Here is a 22011-nt window from a genome sequence, read left to right as displayed (position 1 = left end):
CCCTCATTCGGCCGACCCCGTGCCGATCGTGTACACCGCGGTCCCGGCCGGCATCGCGCTCGGTTCGAGGGTGTCTCGCCCGTCTATCACGACCAGAGGTCCGTCACCGTTTCGGCCGAGCGAGTCCCACTCGATCGCGTCGAACTCCTCGTGCGGCGTCACCACGACGGCGGCGTCCACGCCGATCGACGACAGCTCGTCCAGGTCGACGGGCTCCAGATCGAACGCCTCGTGGTCTTCCAGCAGGGGATCGACGCCGTAGACGTCAGCCCCCGCCTCGGACAGGTGCGCCGAAATCGGGATCGACGGCGAGGCGCGGATCTCCTCGACGCCGGGACGGTAGGTCAGCCCCAGTACCGCAACCGAAGCCTCGGACAGGGCCACGCCCCTGGCGGCCAGCTCCTCGCGAAGTTTCCCGACCGTAAAGTCGGGCATCGAGTCGTTGACCTCGCGGGCCGTCTCCAGCAGCGTCGAGTCCGTCTCGAACGGCTCGATCAGGAAGTACGGGTAGTACGGGATGCAGTGCCCGCCGACGCCGGGGCCGGGGTCGTGGATGTCGCAGAACGGCTGGGTGTTCGCGACGTCGATCGCCTCGCGGACGTCGACGCCCAGCTCGTCGGCGTACCGGCCGAGTTCGTTCGCCAGGGCGATGTTGACGTCGCGGTACAGCCCCTCGAAGACCTTCACGCACTCGGCGGTGGTCGCGTCCGACGTCGACAGTACGCCCTTCGCGTTGATCTCCTCGTACACCAGCCGCGCCACGCGGGTGCTCTCCGCGTCGACGCCGCCAACGACCTTCGGGTACGCTCCGCGGATGTCCTCCAGCGCCCGCCCGGACGACGTCCGCTCGGGACAGAACGCGAGGCCGAACTCGCCGCGGTCCAGCCCGGACGCGTCCTCCAGTGCGGGCAACACGCGATCTTCGGTCGTTCGCGGCGGGACCGTACACTCGATTATCACCTGATCGCCCGCGGACAGCCCGCGACCGATGTCGTCCACCACGGCGTCCAGTATGGAGAGATCGGGTTCGTGCGACTCAGTGATGGGCGTCGGCACGATCACGACGTGGATCGACGCCGCCGCGGCCGCCTCCCGGGGCTCCGTTGTCGCCGACAGCGCCCCGTCGCCGACCAGCTCCGAGACCAGCCCCGCGAGGCCGGGCTCGCGCTTGACGTGACAGTCGCCCGCCGAAATCGTCTCGACGACGTCGGGATCGACGTCCGCCCCGAGGACGTTCCCGCAGGTCTCGGCGTAGACGCCGGCCAGCGGTAGGCCCATCTTCCCGAGGCCGTAGACCGCGACGGGCACTTCGCCGTCAAGAAACGACGCCCGCTGGACGGCCGCGTCCGCGTCCGAGCCGTACAGCGACGTCACCGGTTTCGAGACGGCCCGGCCGCCGTCCGCGAGCGCGTCGCCCCTGTCCGCGAGCGCGTCGCTGCCGTCGGCGCGCGTTTCGCGATCCGAACGGCCGTCGCGGGCGTCCCTACCGCGTCCGGCGTCTCGTTCAGTCATCCGAGGTGAGCACCTCCGGCTGGGGCCGATAGTCGGAGGACTCGCTGCCCCCGCGTGCGGACTCCTCGATCCACTGGGCCACCGCGAGCGCCTGCAGGCCGTCCTCGACGGTGACCTCGGGCTCGCCGCCGTCGCGGACCACCTGGCAGAACGACGCGAGCTCCTCGCGCAGCGGCTCGGCGTTCGTCACCGTCGGCCGCTCGACGATGCTCTCGTGGGTGAAGCGCACGCCGCCCTCGTCCTTCACGTACTCCGGCGCGGAGTTGCGGTGGATCTCGATCGACTGGTCGATGTAGTCGAGCACGACGAAGCAGTCCTCGGCGGTGATCTCGAGCGTTCGGACCTTCCGCTGGGTCTTGCGGCTCGCGATCAGGGTCGCCATCGTCCCGCCGTCGAACGAGAGGAGCGCGGAGGCGTGGCGGTTACCGTCGACGCCGGCGCCGTGGACCTCGCGCGGCGACTCGCCGAGCAGCGAGCAGACGACGTCGATGTCGTGGATCATCAGGTCCATGACGGCGCTGTCGTCGATCCGGCGCTCCGGGGGCGGGCCGAGCCGCTGGGCCCGGATGCTCACGACGTCGAGGTCGTCGATGACCTGCGCCAGCGTCGTCACGGCGGGGTTGAATCGCTCGATGTGGCCGACCTGTACCGGGAGGTCGGTCCGGTCGACCAGCCGAGTCAGCGCCTCGGACTGGTCGAGCGTCCCGAGGACGGGTTTTTCGACGAACGGCGCGGCGCCGGCCTCGATCGCCTCCTCCAGGACGTCGAAGTGGTACCTGGTCGGGACGACGATCGAGACGGCGTCGACGCGCGACAGTAATTCCTCCTGCGAGAACGCCTGCGTGCCGTATTCGTCGGCTATCTCCCGGGCGCGGTCCATGTCGGCGTCCGTGACGCCGACGAGGGTCGTCCCCGGCAGCTCGTCGTATACTCGCGCGTGGTGCTGTCCCATCGAGCCGACGCCGATAACGCCGACGTCGAGCTGTCCGTTCGCGTCATGCTGCATAGTCTTCGATCACCTCCAGGATGTGGTCCACGTCCGCGTCGTCCACGCCGGGGTGGACGGGCAGGGAGAGGACCTCCGCGGCCGCTCGCTCCGCGACGGGCGCCGAGTGGGTCACGTGGTCGTACGCCGGCTGCTCGTGGATCGCCGTCGGGTAGTAGATCCCCGATCCGACGCCCTCCGCCTCCAGGTGTGACGCCAGCGCGTCCCGGTCGGCCGTCCGCACCGTGTACTGGTGGTAGACGTGACGCATTCCGTCGGGTTCGACGGGCGGCGTCACGCCCGGTACGTCGCGAAGGCCCGCGGTCAGCCGATCGGCGTTCGTCCGGCGCCGTTCGGTGAAGTCGGGGAGTCGTTCTAGCTGCGACAGGCCGATAGCCGCCGCGACGTTGGTCATCCGATAGTTGGTCCCGAGTGCGGCGTGTTCGTATCCGCCGCCACCCGCCTGGCGACCGTGGTTGATGAACGACCGAATACGCTCGGAAACGTCCTCACGATCGGTCGTCACCATGCCGCCCTCGCCGGTGGTCATATTCTTCGTCGGGTAGAAGGAGAAGCAGGCGGCGTCGCCGATCGAGCCGACGCGCCGGCCGTCGGAGGCCGCACCGTGGGCCTGCGCCGCGTCCTCGATCAACGGGACGTCGAGGTCCTCGGCGAGGTCGACCAGGTCGTCCATCTCGCTCGGCAGGCCGTAGAGGTGGACGGTCAAGATCGCGTCGACGTCCGTCTCGTTGGCCACCTCCCTGGCGGCGTCCGGATCGAGCGTGTACGTCTCGGGGTCGATGTCGGCGAAGACTGGCTCGGCGCCGGCCAGGCGGATCGCGTTCGCCGTGGCGACGAACGAGAAGGGGGTCGTCAACACCGTATCGCCCTCGCCGATGCCGAAGCCCCGCAGCGTGGCCTCGATCGCGGTCGTCCCGTTGGAGGTCGCGACCCCGTGTGACGTCTCGCAGAGCGAGGCGAACTCGGCTTCGAACGTTCTGACCGTCTCTCCGTCCGCGATCATCCCGCTCTCGAGGACGTCGCGAACGCGTTCCTGTGCGTCGGCGCTGATCGTTGGTGCGGCGATAGAGATCATTAGATATCGTTTCCGGGTTGCAGCGAGTCCGGGAGCGGGCGGTGCGTCGCCGGCGTCCCGACGGCCAGCGTCTCCGGCGGCACGTCCTCGGTGACGATCGCGCCTGCGGCGACGAACGACCCCTCACCCACGGTCACGCCGGGGAGGATCGTCGCGTTCGCGCCGACGGAGACGCCGTCTTCGAGCGTCGGGCCCTCGAGGGAGACGTCCTGCCGGATCGGGTACGGATCGTTCGTCAGCACGGCGTACGGTCCCAGGAAGACGTTGCTCCCGATCGTCGTGTTCGACGGGACGTAGACGCCGGACTGGATGCTCACGTGCGAGCCGACCGTCGTCCGGCCATCGATCACGGCGTTCGTTCCGACGAGCACGTCGTCGCCGAGTTCGGTCAGTTCACGAACGAGGGCGTAGTGTCCCGTCGCGCAGCCCTCGCCCATGACGACGTCGTCGTAGACGATCGTTCCCGCCCGTATCGTCGTCTCCGCCCCGATCGCGGGGGGTGTCGTTCCCTCATCGTAGCTGTATCCGACCGTCGCGCCGTCGTCGATCGTACACGTGTCGTCGTAGGGGGTCTCCGATGTCATCCGTCAGTAGCTCCGGTCCGTCGCGTCCGGTTGTGTGGAGGGTACCACACCAGCCGTATATCGGTATCGGATCTGACCTTTCGGGTGAACAGATATACGACGTTTACGGCACATCCCCGGCTCAAACTTTATTTCAGTTTCCGATGCCGGCAATCTCCCCCGCACAGTCCGGGTTACTACGGACTCGCAGTTTGATTCGTTTCTCGTCGAAACGTACCACCAAATCGTCAAATAGTTACCGGCCAATCTGAGAAGTCCACTCCGTTGAAAATTTCTTGCGGAAAGGACCGTTGTCATCGGCTGGGTGGGCGGTCGAGATGAACGAACGGTGAGAGTCGAATCCCGGTTCGAATGGGTTTACTCGGAGACGCCGTCGGTGTCCGTCGGCTACCGCGAACGTACACCAGCACTGTCCGCACAGTCGTACATCGGAGCGCTGCCGGCCCAGGAACCGAAGCGATCACTCACCGAGACACCCCCGCTATCCGATCCCCAAGACACCCCTCGATCGACCGCGTCGGTTCGAAGTCGAGCCACGCCCGAGCGTTCGAGATATCGGCGTGACTGTCTCGAACCGCACCGTCGTACTCCTCGTCGAAGTCGATCTCGGCCGAGGGATCGACGTGGTCGCGAACGAGTCGAGCCACCGTCCGCACCGAAGTCGACTCCCCGCTCCCGACGGTGTACGCCTTACCAACCCGTCGCGTCGTCGCGGCGCCGATGGTCGCCCTGACGACGTCGTCGACGTGGACGAAGTCGCGGGTCTGGCGGCCGTCGCCGAAGACGGTGATCGAGCCGTCCGCCGTCAGTTGTCTGACGAACGTCCCCGGCAGGCCGCACAGTGTCTCGCCCGCCACGTCCATCCCGTAGATGTTGCAGTATCGAAGCGGAACGGTCGCGACGCCGTGGCGGTCGTGCCACAGCTGTGCGTACCGATCGCGCAGGAGCATCTGCGTCCCGTACGTCGAGACGGGGCGTCCGGCGATAGATAGTAATACGATGGTCTTGTAGTACAATACATAATGTCGAGTAGTACTCGGGACCCAGAGGTCGTACGCGTCTCGCAGAAGGGACAGGCGACGATTCCGAAGTCGCTGCGGGAGAAGTTCGGGATCGACGCTCCCGGCGAGGTGTTCATCTACGAGGAAGACGACCGTATCGTCGTCGAGCCGATACCGTCGCTCGAGGAATTGGGCGGGATCCACGCCGACGCGGACCGCGAGCGCGGCGAGGTACTCGACAGGGTTCGCGAACTGAAACGCGACGAACAGCAGCGTGACGCAGCCCGTTCCGAGCGGCTCCGACCGACCGACGGAGCGGACGAATGAGCGACGCGTACGTATTCGACACCGAAGCGATCATCGCGTATCTCTACGACGAACCGGGCCGGGTCGTCGTCGAACGGTACCTTCGAGAGGTCCGTGACGGAGCCGTCGACGGATTGCTGGCCGAGACCAACGCCGGTGAAGTGCGCTATCTCGTCGCTCGATTCGAAGGAGTCGACGACGAGCCGACGACGGATTCGCTTCGTACGGCCGATCGGGATCTCCGTGCGCTCGAACGGTGGGGAGTAACGATCGAGCGAGCCGACTGGCGCCTCGCCGCCGAAGTGAAGGCGGGCGGCCACATCTCGTTTGCGGACGCACACGGCGTCGCGCTCGCCCGCGAGAGCGATGCGACGCTCGTCGCAGGTGCCGACGACGATTTCGAATCGTGTCCGATCGAGATCGACGTCGTTCGATTTCGCGAAACAGGTGTGTAGCGGGTCCGGGAGGGCGGTTCGCCGGTAACTGTACGAGAGGAAGAGACAGCACCTGGGACCGTTGGGATGGATTTACCACGCCCACGTCGGTCGATCGGGCAGGGACGTTCGATTTACACCTCGATACCCTCCTCGAACACGGGATCGTCGAGGCCGTGGCCGACGGCAAGCGGTATCGATTCACCCTCGATAGGAAAGTGACGCAGGAGAGCTGTGAATTGAATAGCGCAGTCAACGCCGTCGGGGCCGGCCACGTAACGATCGACGAGGAAACGGGGACCGTCGTCGACGAATACCGAGTAGCGCGGAACCGGGCGGTCTCGGTTGCTGCGTCTCGGGGGACAACCGAGCCCATCGTCGGGTGGCGCCACGCCGCCACGTCCGCGATCGCCCGCCCTACAGCCCGAATCCCGCCGCAATTCACGCGACCCGTCGCTCCGTCGACGATCGGACTCGTCCAACCGGGGAGTCCCGTACGCACCGGCCGTCGAGTCGATCAGGCTGACTGACGTCCCTCCCGTGAGCCGATAGTGGCATCCGCGGTTCGGTGTCGGCCGACCTTGTATCAGGAACGACGGAGAACGCCTCAGGCGAGATCGACGAGCCACGACGCCGTCGGGATGCCGAAGGCGGCCTCCGCCGCGAACAGGAGCAGCAGTGGGACGAGCACGGTCAGGCCGAGTCCGAGGATCGCCAGCAGCGTCCCCCAGAGGAAGTAGTCGAACACGGTTCCCAGCTGGCCGCCGTCGGAGACGACGAACTCCCCCACCTCGTCGCCGGCGCCGATGTAGGTGCGCTGCTCCCCGGGCGCGTGCGCCGGGTCGTCCGCTTCGCGGAGCTGGCCGTAGACGTAGACCGAATCGCCGGGTGCGATGTGACCCTCGTAGTGGTCGACGTCTCTGGGCGAGCGGTGGTAGTGGGACTCGGACAGCGACAGCGTCGCGCCGGAGGGGTCGACGGCGACCGACCCGGTTTCGTCCTCGACGAGGAACGGGAGGGCGTCGGAGCCGCCACCGAGCCGTCGTCGCGAGGTGGTCGTGTTGCCGTCGGAGTCGGTTTGCTCTTCCTCGCGCACCCGGTGCCAGGTCTGGACGAGGGTCGGCTCGTTCGAGTACGTCCCGGTGCTGGTCTCACCGAGCGAGACCGCCGTCCCCGAGACTTCGACCACGCCCGACTCCTGATGGGCCTCGCCCGCGCCCACCGCTCGGTTCGCCAGCATCGCGTAGCCGTGCCCGATCTGACGGACGCTCCGGCGAAGGAGCCACGGGCCCACGGGGACGGACACGACGAGCACCGCGACGACGAGCCACCCGCGGGGCCCGTCGAGCGGGAGGTCGGCGAACGAGCCCTGGAGGTCCGTCAGTGCGCCGGCGAGCTGGAAGACGAACGGAGTCGTCACGCCGCACCTCGTTCGTCTCCCGCCCACAGTCTGCGATCGACCCCGGGCGATCCGCCCTCCCCGTCGATCACCGTCGCCGGACTCGTCACCAGACCGCCACACCGCCGGGACGTCCGTATCTCGATGTCGTACACGAAAGTGTCACGGCGAATAATTTATAAGAAATGGAATTTATAGTTTCGGGCCGTCGCCAGTACGCGGCCTCACTGCACCCGCTGACGCGTCGAAGACAGTCGCGGTCCACGGGGCCGTCACACCCCGGACGTACGGTTCGAGTGCATCCCTGGCGAACGGGTCGACATCGTCGGCCACGGGGACAGCAGGAATTTATGCGCGGCCTGCGAACACACTGTGAAATGGTACCAACGTACGACGACGTGATCGTCGGCGGCGGTCACAACGGCCTCGTCGCCGCGCTGTACCTCGCGGACGCGGGACGGGACGTCTGCGTGCTCGAGCGCAACGAGACCCTCGGCGGGGCGACGCGCAGCGGGGAACGCACGGTCGAGGGCTACGTCCACGACACGTACGCGACGAACATGAACCTCTTCCGCGGATCGGCCGTCTACGAGGACTTCGGCGCGGAACTAAAGGAGGAAGGCCTGTCGTTCGCCACGTCGAGCGAGCCCTTCGCCACCGTCTTCCCCGACGGGACGGCGCTCAGAGTGTACCAGGACACAGACCGGACGCGCGAGGAACTCGCCGCCCACTCCGCGGGGGACGCCGAGGGGTGGGAGACGCTCCGCGGCGAGTTCGGGCGCTTCGCCGAGACGCTCGCGCCCCTGATGGGCCAGGCGCTCCCGTCGCTGGCCGCCGGTCGGACGCTCGTCGAGGCCGTCCGATCGGAGGGTCCGTCAGGGCTGGTTGATCTCGCCCAGATCCCGCTGAGTTCGACGCGCGAACTGGGGGAGGCGTACTTCGAGACGCCGGAGGCCAGGGCCCTGATGGCCTGCTGGGGGCTGCACTTGGACTTCGGTCCGGACGTCTCTGGCGGCGCCCTCTTCCCGTTCCTCGAGTCCTTCTCGGCGCTGGAGGGAGGCATCAGCGTCGCCGAAGGCGGCGCGTCGGCCGTCCCGGAGTCGCTCGCGGTGCTGGTCGAGGCCCGCGGCGGCGAGGTGCGAACCGACGCCGAGGTGACGGCCGTCGAGACGAGAGACGGCGCCGTCACCGGCGTCGAACTGGTCGACGGCGACCGAATCCAGACCGCGGAGACCGTCGTCGCGAACCTGACCCCGACGGTCCTGTTCGGTGACCTGGTCGAGGCGGACGCCGTCCCGGCGTCGTTCGCCGATCGCGTCGATCGCTACGAGTACGGTCCCGGGACGATGATGATCCACCTCGCTCTGGACGAGCGCCCCGACTGGGCGGCCGGGTCGGACCTGCGGGAGTTCGCGTACGTCCACGTCGGTCCGTCCGTCGACACACTCGCGGAGACGTACACCGACGCCCAGAACGGCGTGATACCCGCGGAGCCGATGCTCGTCGTCGGACAGACCACGGCCGTCGACGAGAGCCGGACCCCCGACGACGGACACGTCCTCTGGGTGCAGGTCAGGGCGCTGCCGTCCGAGATCGAGGGCGACGCCGCAGGCGAGATCGACGCGACCGACTGGGCGGACGCCGCCGACCCGGTGGCCGATCGCGTGATCGACGCCCTCGAAACGTACGCCCCCGGGCTCGAAGACCAGATCCGCGAGCGGGACGTGCTCTCGCCCGCCGACCTGGAGGCCGGGAATCCCAACCTCGTCGGCGGCGACAGCGTGGCCGGCAGTCACCACTTCCGACAGAACTTCCTCTGGCGACCGTTCCCCGGCTGGTCCCGGTACGCCACCCCCGTCGACGGCCTCTACACGTGTGGCGCGGCGACCTGGCCCGGCGCGGGTGTCAACGCGACGTCCGGGTGCCTCTGTGCGGAACGGATCCTCTCGTCGCCGATCGAAGAGCGCGCCCTCCGAACGGCCGAGTCCGCCGTCGGAACGGTCGCCCGGCGCGTCCGCCGAACGCTCGACTGACGGACGGTCCCACACGACGCCACACCGTCGATCCGACGGCTCCTCCTCACGAGTTCGTGTGGTGGGAAGCGGTCGCCCGCCCACCAACCGCCAGCAGAGGGAAGGACCGTCTGACGGCCCCTCCGCACGATTCTCACACTTTCTCCGCTCGAACCAGTCACGCTCACGAGACGGCAACCTTTTTCCCCGCCCCTAGTTATTCACATACTGAGTAACTCTATGACGATCCTCCTCACCGGTGCGGACGGCTACCTCGGGTGGCCGACCACCCTTCGAATCGCGGACCGAACCGACGACCGCGTCGTTCTCGTCGACAACCTCGCCCGGCGGCGCTGGGTCGAGGAGGTCGGCTCGACGAGTGCGACCCCCATCGCGACGATGGACGAGCGCCTCGAGGCCGCACGCGAGGTCCACGGCCTCGCGAACCTCTCGTTCGTCGAGGGCGACCTCTCCGAGAAATCGTTCGTCGACGAACTGCTCGCGGTCCACGAACCCGAGACGATCGTCCACGCCGCGGCCCAGCCCTCCGCGCCCTACTCGCAGATCAACGGCGAGCGGGCCAACTACACCCAGCACAACAACATGCAGGCCACGCGGAACCTGCTCTGGGGCCTCGAGGAACACGACATGACGGACACCCACTTCGTCGAGACCACGACGACGGGCGTCTACGGCGCGCCCGAGTTCCCCATCCCGGAGGGCGGTGCGACGATGGAGAACGGCGGTGAGCGCGACGAGGTGCCCTTCCCAGCGATGGCGGGTTCGTGGTACCACCTCACGAAGAGCCACGACGCGGCCAACATGCGCCTGGCGCACACGCAGTTCGGGATCCCGATCTCGGACGTTCGGACCGCGATCACCTACGGGACGGAGACCCCCGAGACCGCGGCAGATCCCCGCCTCGCGACGCGCTTCGACTTCGACTACTACTTCGGCGTCGTCGCCCACCGCTTCGCCGCCCAGGCGATCGCCGGCTACCCGATGACCGTCTACGGCAAAGGCGAGCAGCGCAAACCGTTCATCGCGCTCGAAGACGCCGTCGAGGGGCTCGCACAGCTCGCCCTCGCCGATCCCGCCGACCGACCGGACGACCTCACCGTCTACAACCAGGTCACCCGCGCCATCAGCATCGTCGAGATCGCGGAGACGATCGCGGACGTCGGCGACGAGTTCGACCTGGACGTCGACGTCGAGCACTTCGAGAACCCGCGCGACGAGGACGAGACCCACAAGATGGAGATCGAGAACGACCGCTACGCCGACCTCATCGGCGAGCAGTCGGTCACCTTCGCTGAGGGAATGCGCGACGTCCTCGGGACCCTCACCGACTACGAGGACGTGATCGCGGCCCACGAGGACCGCTTCCTGCCGGGCGTCCTCGACGACTGGGACGGCGAGACGGCGACGGCGGAGGACTGACGAGAGCCGATGCACGTCCTCGTCACCGGCGGCTGCGGCTACATCGGGAGTGTCCTCGTCCCCCGATTACAGGCCGACGCGCGCGTCTCCCGGGTGACCGTCCTCGACTCGCTCGCCTCGGGGTCGCCGCGCAACCTCCTCGACGCGAGGCTCGACGACGGGCTCCGGTTCGTCCGCGGTGACGTGCGCAACTACGGCGACGTCGAGCAGGCGATGCGGGACGTCGACCGCGTGATCCACCTCGCGGCGATCACCGGCGCCGCGAGCACGCACGACCGCCGCGACGAGACCCACGCCGTCAACCGCGACGGCACCGAGAACGTCTTCACCGCCGCGGAGAAGTTCGCCGTCGACCGCGTCGTCTTCGCCTCCTCGTGTAACAACTACGGCCGCGCGGCGGCGACCGACATCGACGAGACGACCGAACAGAACCCGCTCAATCCCTACGCGGAGACCAAGGTCGCCGGCGAGCGCCTCCTGGAGACGTACGTAGACCGCGACGCGTTCACCGGGACCGCACTCCGGATGAGTACCAACTACGGCTACGCGCCGGGCATCCGCTTCAACCTGGTCGTCAACCACTTCGTCTTCCGCGCGCTGACCGACCGGCCGCTGACCGTCTACGGCGACGGCTCGAACTGGCGACCCTTCGTCCACGTCCGCGACGCCGCGCGCGCCTACCTGCAGGCCGCGCTCGACCCCGACGCGTGGGACGCCCGCGTCTACAACGTCGGGAGCGCCGAGGGCAACTACCGGATCGAGACGATCGCCGCGCTCGTCCGCAAGGAACTCGATACGGACCTGGCCGTCACCTACATGGAAGACGAAGATCCCGGCCCCTCCTACCACGTGAACTTCGAACGGCTGGCCGAGACGGGCTTCGAGCCCGAGTGGACGCTCCGCGAGGGCATCCGCGACCTCGCCGACCGATTTCGAGACGACGCCCCACCACACGACGAGGACCCATGACACGTCGACGACCGACGACGCACCGACGAACGACGACTCGTCGACCCCTCACACGGCCGGCCACGACACGTCGACCTCTCACACGACGGACCACGACACGACAGACCATGACACGACAGCGATCCACACCCCACGGAGAGAGACGATGACCGACGGTACCCCGACAATCGCGGTGACCGGCGCCGCCGGGTACATCGGCAGTCGCGTGGTCGGCGAGCTACAGCGCCACCACCCCGACTGGGAGATCAGCGCGTTCGACAACTTCTACCGCGGGCGCGTCCGCGAGATCGGCGACGTCACCGTCGAGCACGTCGATATACGCGACGGGGACCGCCTCGCGGCCGCGTTAGACGGCGCCGACGTCGTCGCGCACCTCGCGGCGATCTCCGGCGTCGACGACTGCGACGAGAGCCGCGACCTGACCTACGACGTCAACGTCGGCGCGACCGGCGACGTCGCCTGGTGGTGTCGCGGGAACGGCGCCGCGCTCATCTTCCCGGCGAGCATGGCCGTCATGGGCGATCCCGAGACGTTCCCCATCACGACCGACCAGCCGCGCGACCCGCTCAACTGGTACGGCCGCTCGAAGGTCGCAGGCGAGCGCCTGATCGAGACGCTCGCCGACGGCGCCTTCCCGGCGCACGTCTACCTCAAGACGAACCTCTACGGCGAACACACGGTCGGCGATCGGACGGTCTCGAAGGGGACCGTGATCAACTTCTTCGTCGATCGCGCGCTCGCCGGCGAACCGCTCACCGTCTACGAACCCGGGACGCAGTCGCGCAACTTCGTCCACGTCACAGACATCGCCCGCGCGTACGTCCACAGCGCCGAGGCGCTCCTCGCAGCTCGCGACGATGATGAGACGGGCGTCACGAAATACGCCCTCGCCTCCGACGAGGACCCCAGCGTGATGGCCGTCGCCGAGACGGTCCAGCGGATCGCCGGCGAGGAACGCGGCACCGAACCGCCGATCGAACTCGTCGAGAACCCCCGCTCCGGCGAGACCATGGTCGAGACGTTCACCGTCGACACCGCGCGCACGCACGCTGACCTCGGCTGGGAACCCGAAGAGACCGTCGAGGAAAGCATCCGACGGCTGTTGCGTTGACACCCTCTCACGGCTGAAGCCGTGGGCGTGCTCCTCGTGTCGCTGTGATGGTCTCCGGCGGCGGATGTGCAGTCGTGATCCGGACCCAACCGCCAGCAACCCCGAGACGTGCCCGCGGATATCGACGCCGACCGCGTTACGCGCTCGGACACGCGTTCTACAGGCGAAGCCGTTCACTGAAGCGACCAGCCGTCGCGATCGGTCGGTCCAGTCAGCCACAGAGAATATTTCTATACCGATAACTCTACACCACATATCCGAAATTGCGCCCCATATCTCGGAGTAACGCTAATATAGATAGGTACAATACCGATAGTCACGCATGCTGGAGTACGTCGATGCGACCGCCGCGAAGATACTGCTGTCGATTCGGCCGGGCGACTCGATCCGACGGATCGCGCAGAAAGTCGACGGCTCCTACTCCTGGGTGTACGACTGGATCGAACGCCTGGAATCCGCCGAATTCGTCCGGCGGGACGACGGTGTCTACGTCGAAAACTACGCCGTCAGGGAGCGGTGCTACGACCTCGTCGCCACCATCTCCCGCTCGACGGCGCCGGGGAGAGACGAAGCCTACCTCGTGCCGCACTTTTCTGGATTGCCCTTCGCGTACACGAAGATCGACGCCGTGTACGTCTGGACGAACGGCGGCTATCAAATCGCTCGCGGGCCCGACGACTATCCCATATTCGTTCGCGTCGACGAGCGAGACGTCGGTCGATGGACGGCGTTCTTCGACGAGTTCGGGATACCGAGTACGATCGAGACGCGTCCGGACCCGGCCGAGTTCGACGCGAGCATCTCGTACGTGTTGTTCCCACACTCCGACGACTGGACGCGCGAGTGGGTCGACGGGTATCCGGTCGTCCCACTGGCAGAGACGGTCGATCACATGCTGGACTACCGGGTGAATTACGAACCCGCGCTGGAACAACTCGCCGAAGCGTACGACCTCGACGTCGATGCCTCTCACGAGGATCCCTGCCTCCGACCATGAGTGTGGGCGACCGCGAAGCGGCGTTGCTTGAGACGCTGGAGACCATCATCGATGCCGATCTGCCGTACGTACTGGTCGGCGGTTGGGCGATCGCAGCGTTCGACCAGCGGTTCACGACCGACGTCGACCTCGTCGTTCCCGGCCGAGTGGTGGACGACTACACGTCACTGCTCGCCGACTGCGGGTACGAGAACATCGCCGACTTCGAGCGAAACGCGCTGTACGACGGTCGGACCGTTCGGTACGAGAAAGACGTCGGGAACCCCGTTCACGTCGACGCGATGGTCGACGTCCTCGGCTGTCGACAGACCGAAGCCGAGTGGTCCTATCGGTACCTGCTACAACACGCCGTTAGCGAGGAACTTCGAACCGTCCGCCCGATACGTGCGAAAATTCCGGAGCGGGAGTTGCTATTCGCGCTGAAACTCCACAGCGGTCGCCGAGCTGACACCCGTGATCTAGTCGCACTCGCAACGAGTGCGGATTTCGACCGGGTCGCCAGCCACCTCCACCGCGGCGCCCCCGAGAAACTCGCCGATCGCATCGAGATCGTCCTCGAACGACTCACCGGCGAGAATTTCGCGGACGCGTTCAAGGGGGTGTTCGAACGGCGAACTGTTCCCGAACGGGAGATCGACGCAGTGATCGAGTTCCTCCGCGAGCAGCGCGCTCGGATCGAATCGGACGCGTAGCGAGATCGGTTCGGACGAACACGAGGACCGATTCACGGACGCGGAACCCGATTCGGGAACGGATTGAAATCGATTCGGATGCGGAGTGGCCCGTCGAGAACGGAGCGACCCGCGTTCGAGAACGGAGCGAGCCCCGTCGATCACTCGTCGTCCGATGGCTCCACGGTGCTGTCGTACCCCCAGATGAGGTCGAAGTGGCGCTTGAGGCCGGCGATGAACGCGCCGTTGTCCGTGAGCGCCGCCTGGCGCTGGTGCAGCGGCAAGTCCGGGTCCTCGACGAGCAAGACGGCGTCGCCCGAGTCGTAGTCCATGCTCGGATCGGCGAACGTCCCGCGCCAGGGGAGCTTGTGCGTGCTGTAACGGTACGCGATCTCGGGGTACGTCGCGTCGATGCGCTCGACGATGTCGCGCTGGACGGCCCGGTTGTCGGCGGACAAGTGCGACGGATCGAGAAAGAGGACGGAGACGGACACGCCCGAATCGAGCGCGTCCCTGAGAGCGGGTTCGACGCTATCGAGATACTCGAAGCTCTTCGTGAGGACGTACACCGCGTCCGCGGCGTCGTGGTAGAGCCGGCGCGTCTCGGTTTCGCTCGGCGTCCCGACGTCGACCACGTGGAAGAGTTCCTCGGTGGGGGAGACCGAGCTGCTCGCCGATTCGAACAGCGGCTCGAACTGCGCCAGGAAGTCCTCGCGGATGGATTCGATGGTCTCTCGCTCCGATACGAACCGCTGACGATGGTTCTCGATCGCGCGTTCGAGGATCGTCTCGGGCGGTTTCGGCTGGTACTCCTTCGGCCGACCGGGGATGATCTCGATGAAGCCCGTCTCGGCGAGCGATTCGAGCACGTCGTACACCCTGGCCTTGGGGATGCCGGTCGCGTCGGCGATCGTCGGCGCCGTCGTTCGCCCGAACTCGATCAGGTGTTCCAGGGCAGTCGCCTCGTACTCCTTCAATCCGAGCGTAGAGAGGAGAGACTCCGTATCGGGCCGTTCCATGCTCGGGCCTTCGTCGGACCGGACATAAAAGTGTGCGAGTCGCCGGCCGCGAGGTCCACGACAGCGGTCGAACGAACGACGCCGGCGACGGGGCGACAGCGCATTCGAGGAGCGGACCGAGCCGGCGACTCGGACGGTGACCCGCGGGTGTCCGATCCGGACGGTGGTGGACGTGTAACCAGAATATTCATACTCCACGAGTGAATGGGAGTTACTAGGAATATGAGTAACGATACTGACGACGACCGTCCGACGGAGCATCTGGACGAACTACCCGATGGCGCCGGGTGCACGGAGATCTGGGAGCACATCGCCGAGCGGCGTACGGCCGGCGACTCGGCCGACGACTGAGTCGACCGGGTTCGCCAACGACACTCGACCGACAGCAGGACCCCGAGCGATCTGCGGGCGACCGACGAGAACGACGGTGGGTCGGTACCTGCCACCTGGATGACCGGCCTCGCATCGACGACGGATGACGACGGAGCGGGGATCACGAGCGGATCGACACCCGTCTCCGTCGGATGCGTCCGTGCTCGACCGGCAGACTGCATCTCGCGGCACGATACGAATCCGCTCGGACGACGGACGCGATCAGTTGCCGCTCGAAAACTCGACACGGTGTCGTACCGACGTGTGACGCGAAACACGAGAAAAATAGCCCATCGGAATTCCCAACGGTCGCCTGAACGGCCGCCTGAGGCAAATCTCGCGGCGAACCGGCCAGTATCGATATATAACGGTAGGAGGTAAGAGTGTCACTATCTGATGCTACGGGAGGGCGTTCGCGCCGAGCGTGCGGTACTGTTCGTGATCGTCGCCGTGGTCGCCATCGGCGGTCTCGCCGGCGGGGTCGGCGCCGGGGGCGACGGGATATCGGGAAGCACCGTTCCGGGTTCGGACGTGGACCAGTCCGGAATCGGAGCGCCAACGACGGCGGGGGTCTCCGGGCCCATCCGGGGATCGACCGTGTCGATCGACGGATCGCCAGCGACCGCGTGGCCGACGTCACCGGCCGCTGCGTCGACTGGTGGCGACACGGCTGACCGCGAGACGACGCCGATCCGGGACCGCCGACGGACTACTGTCGGAACTGCGAACACCACCAGCGGGACCGAACCCGCGGCCGACTCCGTGTTCTGGGACTATCCCCCGGATTCGGACCCGACCGTGGACGACACCATCACCGTGGTGCTAAACGTCTCGGCCTCACCGGGTGGTGAGTTCTGCTTCCGGGAGACAGGATCCGGCGGATTTGAGAAGTGCAAGTCGGATATCGGTTCGGACAGGGAGATCGTCTCCTTCTTCGCACACGTCTCGGACGACCTCGGGCTCGAGACGGGCGAGTCGACTGAACTCGTCGGGACGGGACCGAACGGACGGACGGAGCCCAAGACGGTCACCGTGCTCTCTCAGCCGCCAGGGGACATCGAACTGGACGTCACCCGCGACGGGACGAGCGTGGAGACCCTGAGCGAGATCGTCGTCTCCAACGAGAGCGGCGACCGCCTCGGGAAGTACTCGGGTCGGAACACAAACGGTATCCCGCTCCCACACACGATAGAAGACCTGCCGAGCGGCGAGACCTACACCGTCGAGGCCTTCGTCGAAGACGCGTTCGTCGGTTCGAAGAGCGTCTCGGTCGAGGCCGACACCACGCACTCGGAGACGATCACGGTTCCGGACACCGTCCCGATCGACGTCTCGGTGCTGCTGGACGACGGCGAGACGGCGTTCCCCGGTGCGACAGTCGAACTGGTCTCGGACGAGGGGACGACCTGGCACCGGACCGTCACCGACGCGAACGGGACGACGCGGACCTTCGACGTACAGCAGCCGTCTACGTTCCGCAGTGACGACTACCTGGACGTCGTCGTCCGGTTCGACGGCGAGCGCGTCGGCTCGACCCGCCTCGACGACCCGACCGCCGGGACGGTTCAGGTGGAGACGGACGTCGAACCCCGGACGGCGCTCGGGTTCACCTACGGACCGAAGTCGCCCAGTTCGTGGACGGCGGTCTCCTTCGCCGGTCGGGACGGCGATCGCCACTACTGGGAGTTCGGCGACGGGGAGGCGGCGGTGGGAAAGCGCGTCGCGCACGTCTACGAGGAGGCCGGCACCTACCCGGTGACGCTCCACGTCGACGGGCGAACTTACACCCGCGAAGTCGTCGTCTCGGCGTCGAGCGGCGGGGTCGAATCCATCACCCGTGAAACGGGCGGCGTCCCGCTCGCCTCGGTCAACTACACCGAGACGTTCACGGCCACGTTCGAGGACGGAACCCAATTCGATCACGTTCGGTTCGACCTCGGAAACGAGACGGTCACGGTCCCGCAGACGGCAGAGACGTACGCGGCCGAGTTCGACCTCGGCAATCTGAGCGCGTCGAACCACCTGACGGTCACGGCCGTCAACGAGAGCGGGAACAACTACACCGCCAGACGGTACGTCCCGGTGCAGCCGGTTCCCGAGTGGATGACCTGGCTCGTTCACGGGGGTAGCGGCGTGTCGATGGGCGTCGACAACGGGACGATAGACATGGCCTACAGGCCGTTCGACCTGTCCTACGACTTCTCGATCGGGGGTGTCCCGCTCGACGCGTCCGCGCCGCAGTTCACCGGCGGTCCCACAGTCGGAGTCGAGTACGACAGCTACACCCGTCGGGCGACCGGCTACGGGAGCGGCGGCTTCTCGACCGATCTGATGGGATACGGCTTCGAGGCGGACGTCTCGGCCGACGCGACGTTCGAGGAGCGCCTCCAGTTCGTCCGGGCGTCCGCGCGAGCGGAGGCGAGCCTCTCCGCGCAGGTCGGCCCGCCGATGCAAGTGGACCCGCCGTACTTCGATCCCATCGGCGTCGAGACGACGGTCACCCCGTCGCTCGCGATGGAGGGCGAGTTCAACGAGACGTTCGCTTTCCAGAACGGGACCGTCACGCCGGGAGCCTCCCTCACGGTCGGGACACAGACACCCGCTCCGGGTGGCAGCGTCGGCGTGAGCGCCACCGGCGGGCTCGAGGGCAGTTTCGACGTCGGCACGCCGGAGCGAAATCTCAGCGGCGAGGTCTGGGTCGAGGGCAACGGCTGGGCGAAGATGAGCGGCAAGGAGCTCGTCGACTTCACCGTCGGTCCGTACAACCACTCGCTCGGTTCGGGCACGTCCTCGCTCGCCGTCGCCACCACGGCGGACGAGGCCGACTGGCGACTGCCGACGCGACACGGATCGGTTCCCGCCCCCGGCGTGCCGAGCGTCGACGAGCGCGGGAGCGCGCTCGCCGCGACGGCCGAACTGTCGCCGTCGGCCGGCCGAACCGGCCGCTTCGTCCGTCTCACGAACCGGAGTCTGGAGGACGGACAGCCGGCGATCGCCGCGACGAACGGCACTGTCAGCCTCGCCTGGAGCCGACAGGCGGCGAACAAATCAGTCGCCGATGGCCAGGACATCGCGATCCGAACCCGCGACGACGGTGAGTGGGGGCCGCAGACGTGGCTCACCGACAACACCGTCCACGATCGCCGGCCGGTGCTCGCGGCGTCCGACGACGGTCGCCTCCTCGCCGCCTGGACACGAATCGACACGCCGCTCGAGTCGTTCGACGATCCCGCCGAGGCGTTCGACGACTACGAGATCGCTTACGCCGTCTCCGACGGCCAGACCTGGAGTGACCCGACCGTGCTGGAGAACGCGAGCACGCGAGATCGCTCGCCGACGGTCGCCTGGACCGGCGACGGGTGGACCCTGGCCTGGGCGCGAGACGAGCTCGCCGACGTCGGGACGAACGAGACGACCGTCACCGGGACCGACGTCGCCGTCGCGTCGATCGGCACCGACGGGGCCGCGACTCGTCTGGACACGATAGCGAACGCCCGCACACCGGCAGTGGGTCCCGCCCCCGAAAGTCCGAACGCGTCGCTCGCGTACGTCGCCACCGACGACGGGGCAACGGCGGTCGAGCGTGCCAGCGTCGACGACGCCGTGGTCGAACGGAACAGCTACCCGGCGGCGAGCGTCTCCGACCTGGCGACCGCTGGCGAGCGAGTCGCCTGGGTCGAAGGCAACGTCACCGAACCGCGACTCGTCGAGGGTCGAGCCGGAAACGCGTCCCGACTCCGTCCTGACGACGATACCGCCGGCATCACGGGTCTCTCGCTCGATGCGAACGGAAACGAGACGGTCCTGACCTACCGGGCCCGCCTGAACGGGACCGGCGCGAACGATCTCGTCTACCGGCTGGACCGCGGGGACGGCTGGATCGACGATCACCAGTTCGCCGAGCCGCCGGCGGACGACCTCGCCGTCTGGTACCCGGCGACCGCGCTGACTGACGACGGCACGTTCCTCACCACCTTCGCCGCCACGAACGTCTCGGCGACGGCGACGAACGACGTGTTCGCCTACGAGCACCGGTTCCGCCCACGGTACGCGCTCTCGGTGGACGGCCCATCGGACGCGACCGTCGGTGACCGCGTCCCGATCGACTACACCGTCTCGAACGTCGGCGACCTGAACGGGACGGCCCCGGTGAACGTGACCATCGAAGCTGGCAACGGAACGACGCTCGGAACGTCGACGGTCGACCCCATCCGAACCGACGCGACGGCGACCGGAACGTTCGACGTGCCGGTGCCGGCGTCGGGTCGATTCGATCTGTCGGTCGAGGCCGGGACGACCGCCGACACCGAGGCCGCGCCCACGCCGATTGACGGCACCGAGGCCGCGCCACCGCCGAGCACCGCCACCGGGGCGCACACAGCGGCGTCGTCCCCATCGACCGGCGGCGGGTCGACGGAGGCCGCCGCGGTCGAACGTGGCGCCGACGCCACCATCCGCGTCGCCAGCCCGGCTCTCTCGGTCGACGTGGTCACCGTCGCGGATCCGGAGAACGGAACGATCGCGGTCGATATCGCGAACGACGGCGGCGCCGTCGCGACCGACGTTCCGGTCGCCATCCGCGACGGCGACGCAGTCGTCGCCGAGACGACCGTCGACCGCGTGGCCGTCGACGGAACGGCGACGTGGAACGCGACCGTCGACCCGGCCGACCTCGATCGAACGGCACCCGAGACGGTCGAAATCCAACCCGGTCGGTCGCTCGCGACCGACGCGGTCGCGGAGGCCGGGAACCGGACGACGTGGCTGTACCGACCCGCGGTCACGGTCCACGAAGACGTCACGGTCCTGAACCGCACGGACGGGCTCGTCGTTCGCGGGCTCGTCTCGAACGCCGGGCCGATCGGAACCGAGATGACGGTGTCAGCGGTCCGCGTCGGCGCGAACGGCACCGCGACGACCACGCTCGCGAGCGACAGGACGGCGGTCGCGTCGGGTGCGTCGAACACCACGTTCGAGTCGGTCAGGTTCCACCTCGACGACGACGCGCTCGCAGTCGGCGAGACCGTCCGGATCGTCGCCGAACCGGCCGTCCCCAACGACGATCCCGCCACGACGGCGACGACCAGAACGGTCGAGTCGGTCACGCCGGCGCCGGCCACCGTCGGGCTCGCGGTCGCCGACGTCACCGCAGATCCCGTCGTCGGCGAACCCGTTTCGCTGTCGGTCCACGCCGAGAACGTCGGAATGGAGCCGACGAACGAGTCCCTCGCCCTCCTGGTCGACGGTAACGAGACCGACGACACCGGCGTTGCGCTCGACAGCGGCGAGAACGCGACCGCGACCGTCGCCTGGACGCCCGAAACCGCCGGCAACTACACGCTGGCCGTCGAGAGCGGCGACGACAGGGTCGAACACACCGTGTCGGTGACGGAGCAAAGCGGCGGTGGGCTCCCGGCACCGCCGCCATCGACCGGTGGACCCGACGTCTCCATCGTCGATCACCGACTCGCGACGAACGCCATCGCGCTCGGCGACGAACTCTCGGTGACGATCACCGTCGAGAACGCCGGGGACGCCGCCGGGACGATCGATCTGCCCCTCGCGATCGACGGCGAGGTCGCGACGACGCGGCAGGTGACCGTCGAGGCAGGCGCGACGCGGACGGTCACGCTCTCGACGGCCGTCGAGACGACCGGGACGCACGAGGTCGCGGTCGCCGGGGAGGACGTCGGGACCGTCGAGGTGAGCGAGTCGACCGGTTCGGCGGACGACACCGACGGCTCCGACGGTGCGGCCGGCGGGACCGAATCCGCCGGCGACGAGACGGGAGCCGGCGACGGGTCGTCCGTCCCCGGCTTCGGCGTACTGGCGGCGCTGGTCGGACTCGCAGTCGCGCTCTCCCGCATCGGACGAGCGTGACGGACTCCCGCGGCTGACGCCGCAGGCGATCTCCTCGCACTGCTGTGATCCGCCCGGACGGAACGCAGATCGCCTCCCGCGTCACCGAGCGCTCTCGATACCGTACCACAGTCGGTCTCGCTGGCGATCACGATCCGGTACGCCGCCGGACAGACCGCGGCCGAGATCTGACGAGAACGCCCACAAACGGCAATCACTGTCGGGCCCACAAACGGCAATCACT

General features: G+C 67.6%; 17 protein-coding genes. 10 read left to right on the top strand and 7 right to left on the bottom strand.

The window, feature by feature from the left end; translation table 11 throughout:
* Positions 1–3: 3 nt before the first annotated feature.
* The 5 genes from NO366_RS06485 to NO366_RS06465 form a co-directional block, all read right to left on the bottom strand.
* The gene (locus tag NO366_RS06485; RefSeq protein ID WP_256533509.1) at positions 4–1512 is read right to left on the bottom strand and encodes a nucleotide sugar dehydrogenase; all 1509 of its coding nucleotides are present in this window, start codon (positions 1510–1512) and stop codon (positions 4–6) included.
* Positions 1505–2518 (bottom strand): Gfo/Idh/MocA family protein, encoded by a 1014-nt coding sequence (locus NO366_RS06480; protein WP_256533508.1) that lies wholly within the window; start codon positions 2516–2518, stop codon positions 1505–1507. Before NO366_RS06480 ends, NO366_RS06485 begins: the two co-directional genes overlap by 8 nt.
* Positions 2508–3593, bottom strand: coding sequence for a DegT/DnrJ/EryC1/StrS family aminotransferase (locus NO366_RS06475; protein ID WP_256533507.1), 1086 nt, complete (start codon positions 3591–3593; stop codon positions 2508–2510). Before NO366_RS06475 ends, NO366_RS06480 begins: the two co-directional genes overlap by 11 nt.
* A complete protein-coding gene (locus NO366_RS06470) occupies positions 3593–4177 on the bottom strand; it encodes an acyltransferase (RefSeq protein WP_256533506.1) in 585 nt (194 codons plus the stop codon). Before NO366_RS06470 ends, NO366_RS06475 begins: the two co-directional genes overlap by 1 nt.
* A 464-nt stretch (positions 4178–4641) precedes the next feature.
* Positions 4642–5193: an NAD-dependent epimerase/dehydratase family protein gene (locus NO366_RS06465; RefSeq protein ID WP_256533505.1), complete on the bottom strand. Its 552-nt coding sequence runs from the start codon at positions 5191–5193 to the stop codon at positions 4642–4644.
* Between the two features lie 6 nt (positions 5194–5199).
* Here NO366_RS06465 and NO366_RS06460 point away from each other — a divergent pair, with 6 nt between their 5' ends.
* Entirely contained in the window at positions 5200–5505 is a 306-nt protein-coding gene (locus NO366_RS06460; protein ID WP_256533504.1) for an AbrB/MazE/SpoVT family DNA-binding domain-containing protein, read from the top strand.
* On the top strand, positions 5502–5939 hold the full coding sequence (locus NO366_RS06455; protein ID WP_256533503.1) for a PIN domain-containing protein: 438 nt from the start codon (positions 5502–5504) through the stop codon (positions 5937–5939). The genes NO366_RS06460 and NO366_RS06455 overlap by 4 nt, the downstream gene beginning before the upstream one ends.
* Before the next feature lie 586 nt (positions 5940–6525).
* Here NO366_RS06455 and NO366_RS06450 read toward each other — a convergent pair.
* On the bottom strand, positions 6526–7338 hold the full coding sequence (locus NO366_RS06450; protein ID WP_256533502.1) for an E3 ubiquitin ligase family protein: 813 nt from the start codon (positions 7336–7338) through the stop codon (positions 6526–6528).
* A gap of 356 nt (positions 7339–7694) precedes the next feature.
* Here NO366_RS06450 and NO366_RS06445 point away from each other — a divergent pair, with 356 nt between their 5' ends.
* The 6 genes from NO366_RS06445 (at position 7695) to NO366_RS06420 (ending at position 14538) form a co-directional block, all read left to right on the top strand.
* Complete coding sequence (locus NO366_RS06445; RefSeq protein WP_256533501.1) at positions 7695–9350, top strand: phytoene desaturase family protein; 1656 nt, start codon at positions 7695–7697, stop codon at positions 9348–9350.
* A 219-nt stretch (positions 9351–9569) separates the two neighbouring features.
* The gene (locus NO366_RS06440) at positions 9570–10769 is read left to right on the top strand and encodes an NAD-dependent epimerase/dehydratase family protein (protein WP_256533500.1); all 1200 of its coding nucleotides are present in this window, start codon (positions 9570–9572) and stop codon (positions 10767–10769) included.
* A 9-nt stretch (positions 10770–10778) separates the two neighbouring features.
* Positions 10779–11738: an NAD-dependent epimerase/dehydratase family protein gene (locus NO366_RS06435; RefSeq protein ID WP_256533499.1), complete on the top strand. Its 960-nt coding sequence runs from the start codon at positions 10779–10781 to the stop codon at positions 11736–11738.
* Positions 11739–11883: 145 nt separating this feature from the next.
* Entirely contained in the window at positions 11884–12849 is a 966-nt protein-coding gene (locus NO366_RS06430) for an NAD-dependent epimerase/dehydratase family protein (RefSeq protein WP_256533498.1), read from the top strand.
* 322 nt (positions 12850–13171) lie between these two features.
* Complete coding sequence (locus NO366_RS06425; protein WP_256533497.1) at positions 13172–13846, top strand: helix-turn-helix domain-containing protein; 675 nt, start codon at positions 13172–13174, stop codon at positions 13844–13846.
* Positions 13843–14538, top strand: a complete 696-nt coding sequence (locus NO366_RS06420) for a hypothetical protein (protein WP_256533496.1) — start codon at positions 13843–13845, stop codon at positions 14536–14538. The genes NO366_RS06425 and NO366_RS06420 overlap by 4 nt, the downstream gene beginning before the upstream one ends.
* A 140-nt stretch (positions 14539–14678) precedes the next feature.
* Here NO366_RS06420 and NO366_RS06415 read toward each other — a convergent pair whose 3' ends face one another.
* Positions 14679–15536, bottom strand: a complete 858-nt coding sequence (locus tag NO366_RS06415) for a TrmB family transcriptional regulator (protein WP_256533495.1) — start codon at positions 15534–15536, stop codon at positions 14679–14681.
* Between the two features lie 222 nt (positions 15537–15758).
* On the opposite strand from NO366_RS06415, the gene NO366_RS06410 reads away from it, so the two are divergent.
* Together NO366_RS06410 and NO366_RS06405 are read left to right on the top strand one after the other, a co-directional pair.
* Positions 15759–15887: a hypothetical protein gene (locus tag NO366_RS06410; RefSeq protein ID WP_256533494.1), complete on the top strand. Its 129-nt coding sequence runs from the start codon at positions 15759–15761 to the stop codon at positions 15885–15887.
* A 417-nt stretch (positions 15888–16304) separates the two neighbouring features.
* Entirely contained in the window at positions 16305–21788 is a 5484-nt protein-coding gene (locus NO366_RS06405) for a CARDB domain-containing protein (RefSeq protein ID WP_256533493.1), read from the top strand.
* The last annotated feature ends 223 nt before the right edge of the window (positions 21789–22011 follow it).

The organism is Halovivax cerinus, assembly GCF_024498195.1.
GTDB classification, from domain to species: Archaea; Halobacteriota; Halobacteria; order Halobacteriales; family Natrialbaceae; genus Halovivax; species Halovivax cerinus.
The sequence above is the reverse complement of the archived record's forward strand: the minus strand, read 5'-3'. Positions and strand labels throughout refer to the sequence as shown.

Bases quoted from the DNA above. Each gene is read 5' to 3' on its own strand.
- NO366_RS06485 (WP_256533509.1), bottom strand. From the start codon at position 1,512: ATGACTGAACGAGACGCCGGACGCGGTAGGGACGCCCGCGACGGCCGT.
- NO366_RS06480 (WP_256533508.1), bottom strand. From the start codon at position 2,518: ATGCAGCATGACGCGAACGGACAGCTCGACGTCGGCGTTATCGGCGTC.
- NO366_RS06475 (WP_256533507.1), bottom strand. From the start codon at position 3,593: ATGATCTCTATCGCCGCACCAACGATCAGCGCCGACGCACAGGAACGC.
- NO366_RS06470 (WP_256533506.1), bottom strand. From the start codon at position 4,177: ATGACATCGGAGACCCCCTACGACGACACGTGTACGATCGACGACGGC.
- NO366_RS06460 (WP_256533504.1), top strand. From the start codon at position 5,200: ATGTCGAGTAGTACTCGGGACCCAGAGGTCGTACGCGTCTCGCAGAAG.
- NO366_RS06455 (WP_256533503.1), top strand. From the start codon at position 5,502: ATGAGCGACGCGTACGTATTCGACACCGAAGCGATCATCGCGTATCTC.
- NO366_RS06445 (WP_256533501.1), top strand. From the start codon at position 7,695: ATGGTACCAACGTACGACGACGTGATCGTCGGCGGCGGTCACAACGGC.
- NO366_RS06440 (WP_256533500.1), top strand. From the start codon at position 9,570: ATGACGATCCTCCTCACCGGTGCGGACGGCTACCTCGGGTGGCCGACC.
- NO366_RS06435 (WP_256533499.1), top strand. From the start codon at position 10,779: ATGCACGTCCTCGTCACCGGCGGCTGCGGCTACATCGGGAGTGTCCTC.
- NO366_RS06430 (WP_256533498.1), top strand. From the start codon at position 11,884: ATGACCGACGGTACCCCGACAATCGCGGTGACCGGCGCCGCCGGGTAC.
- NO366_RS06425 (WP_256533497.1), top strand. From the start codon at position 13,172: ATGCTGGAGTACGTCGATGCGACCGCCGCGAAGATACTGCTGTCGATT.
- NO366_RS06420 (WP_256533496.1), top strand. From the start codon at position 13,843: ATGAGTGTGGGCGACCGCGAAGCGGCGTTGCTTGAGACGCTGGAGACC.
- NO366_RS06415 (WP_256533495.1), bottom strand. From the start codon at position 15,536: ATGGAACGGCCCGATACGGAGTCTCTCCTCTCTACGCTCGGATTGAAG.
- NO366_RS06410 (WP_256533494.1), top strand. From the start codon at position 15,759: ATGAGTAACGATACTGACGACGACCGTCCGACGGAGCATCTGGACGAA.
- NO366_RS06405 (WP_256533493.1), top strand. From the start codon at position 16,305: ATGCTACGGGAGGGCGTTCGCGCCGAGCGTGCGGTACTGTTCGTGATC.